The following is a 2,434-nucleotide window of genomic DNA, read 5'->3' on the forward strand; positions in this document are numbered from 1 at the left end:
GCCCGGCCGCGATCAGACCCGCGGCAGGGGCTCGGCCGCGACCGGCGCCGTGGCGGGCGTGGGGGCGGCCGGCGCGGCCAGCACGGCGCGCAGGTTCCGCCGCAGCTGGAACTCGAACTCCACGTTCAGGTCCCGCCCTGCCTGGCGGACGATCTCGTCCGCGCGGCGGATCCGCTCGGACTCGCTGCCGGCGGGGCCGGTCATCATCCGGCGCACCTCGGCCTCGGCGAAGCCGGCCGGCTGGCCTTCGGGGGAAACGATCTCGAGCCGGCAGCGCAGCGTGCAGGTGACCCGTTCGGACCCGCCGGTGAAGACACCGCCCGAACTGCTTTCGCGGACCAGCGTCGCGGCGAGGATGCGGAAGCGCGCCACCCCCGGGCCGCCGGCGGCAGAGAGCCGGTCCTGGGCCATGATGCGCACCACATCGGCCGGCAGCAGCGGCGCCGGCGGCATGGCGCGCAGCGCTGATGGCTCGGGCGGGACGAACTCGAGCCGCTCCACCGAGATGCGCAGCGGCGTCAGGTGGCTGTAGGAGGGCGGGCTGGAGGGCGGCGGCGGCGCTTCCCCCCCGCCGCAGGCGGCGGTGGCGAGCAGCACAGGCAGCACGGCGCGGCGGGGCAGGGACATCGGGCTCAGCGCTCCACGGCGCCGCTGATCTCGGCCCGGTCGAAGCGAAAGCCGATGTTGCAGAACTCGCAGGTCATGGTGATGGTCCCCTCCTCCGCCATGTGGTCGAGGTCTTCCGCACCGAAGCCCCCGAGCACGCCGGCCAGCCGCGCGCGCGAGCAGCGGCAGCCGTAGGACAGCGCGCGGGCGCGGTCGACTGCCAGTCCTTCCGCGTGGAACAGGCGGTGCAGGAGCCGCTCGCCCGGCAGGGCGTCGTCGAGCAACTCGCCATCCGTCAGCGTCGCGGCGAGTGCCACCGCGGTGCGCCAGGCATCCTCCTGCGCATCCGCGTCCATCTCCTCCCCGATGCCGCCGGCGCCGGCGACGCGTTCCAGGATGAGCGCGCCGGCGCGCCAGCCGGCGGGGGTTTCCGCGCAGGCCAGGTGGACATGCGTGGCGAGCTGTTCCGAGCTGCGGAAATAGGCGCCCGTCATCTCGGTCAGGCTGTCGCCCTCGATCGCGACGATGCCCTGGTAGCGGTCCATGTCCGGCCCCTGGTCGCAGGTGAAGGCCAGATAGCCCTGACCGAGCAGCGCGGCCGCGCCGGGCGCGCCGCCTTCGGCCAGCAGGGAGGCGAGCCGTGCGGCGTCGGCGCGCGCGTAGCCACGCAGCGCCCCCGTATCTGTGCAGTCCGCGAGCAGCATCGGCACGGCGCCGTCGCCCTTGGCCTGCAGGCTGAAGGACCCGCGGAACTTCAGCGCGGCGGCGAGCCCCGCGGTCAGCGCCAGCGCCTGTCCCGCGAGCACGGTGACGGAAGGGTCGTTATCATGGCGCGTCAGCAGCGCGTCGGCCAGCGGCCCGAGCCGGATGAGCCGGCCCCGCACGGGGCGGCGGTGCAGGTGGAAGGGCAGCACGCCACGCGGGACGACCAGGTCGGGCACGGGCGGCCGGTCGTGGTTGAGAAAGGCGGGGGTCGCGGAAGGTTCGGTCGGGCTGGACACGTTGGGGCCTGAAGGTTCGGCCCCCTAGATAGGCGCCCCCGGCCGCCGCGTCCAAGGCGGCCGGGGTGGAATGGTTCAGGCGGCGCGCAGCGTCGCGACGATGCCGTCGACCTCGCGCTTCAGCGCCTGGCCGCTTTCGTCCACCTCGGCGGCGACGCGGCGCAGCTCCTCGACCCGGGCGGCGGCCGTCTCGGCGCCGTGGCGGAGTTCCACCACGCTGCCCGAGACTTCCCCCGTGCCGCTGGCGGCGAGGCCGGCGCCGCGGGCGATCTCCTGCGTCGCCGCGCCCTGCTGTTCCACGGCGGCGGCGATGGCGCCGGCGACCTGGTCCACCTCGCGGACCACCTCCCCGATGCCCTGGATGGCGGAGACGGCCTGGCCGGTGCTGCCCTGGATCTCGGCGATCTGCCGGCCGATCTCCTCGGTCGCCTTGGCGGTCTGGGCGGCGAGCGCCTTCACCTCGCTGGCGACGACGGCGAAGCCCTTGCCGGCATCCCCCGCGCGCGCGGCCTCGATCGTGGCGTTGAGCGCAAGCAGGTTGGTGCGGCCGGCGATGTCGCTGATCAGGCCCACCACCTCGCCGATCTTCTGCGCGGCCTCGGCCAGCTGGCGGACGCTCGCATCGGTCGCGCCGGCCTGTTCGGAGGCGCGGCGGGCCATGATCGCCGCCTGGCCCACCTGGCGGGTAATCTCGCTCACGGAGGCGGCCATCTCCTCGGCCGCCGCGGCGACGGTCGCGACATTCGCGCTGGCGCGGTCGGCGCCGGTCGCCGCGTTGGCGGCCTGGGCGGCGGCGGACGCGGCGCCGTCCGCGATGTCCCGCGTCG

Annotated in this window: 3 protein-coding genes; all 3 read right to left on the reverse strand. The window is 75.3% G+C overall.

Translation table 11 applies throughout. The features are described from left to right. Positions 1-12: 12 nt before the first annotated feature. The gene (locus tag HW577_RS23635) at positions 13-627 is read right to left on the reverse strand and encodes a hypothetical protein (RefSeq protein WP_198378554.1); all 615 of its coding nucleotides are present in this window, start codon (positions 625-627) and stop codon (positions 13-15) included. 5 nt (positions 628-632) lie between these two features. Next, entirely contained in the window at positions 633-1,607 is a 975-nt protein-coding gene (gene hslO / locus HW577_RS23640) for an Hsp33 family molecular chaperone HslO (protein WP_198378555.1), read from the reverse strand. A gap of 75 nt (positions 1,608-1,682) precedes the next feature. Continuing rightward, a partial coding sequence (locus HW577_RS23645) for a methyl-accepting chemotaxis protein (protein ID WP_232475198.1) occupies positions 1,683-2,434 on the reverse strand: 752 nt, incomplete at its 5' end.

The sequence above is a fragment of the Neoroseomonas rubea genome (assembly GCF_016106015.1).
In the GTDB taxonomy this organism is placed as follows: Bacteria; Pseudomonadota; Alphaproteobacteria; order Acetobacterales; family Acetobacteraceae; genus Neoroseomonas; species Neoroseomonas rubea.

Excerpts from the sequence above, each read along its gene's own strand:
- HW577_RS23635 (WP_198378554.1), bottom strand. The coding sequence starts at position 627 with ATGTCCCTGCCCCGCCGCGCCGTGCTGCCTGTGCTGCTCGCCACCGCC.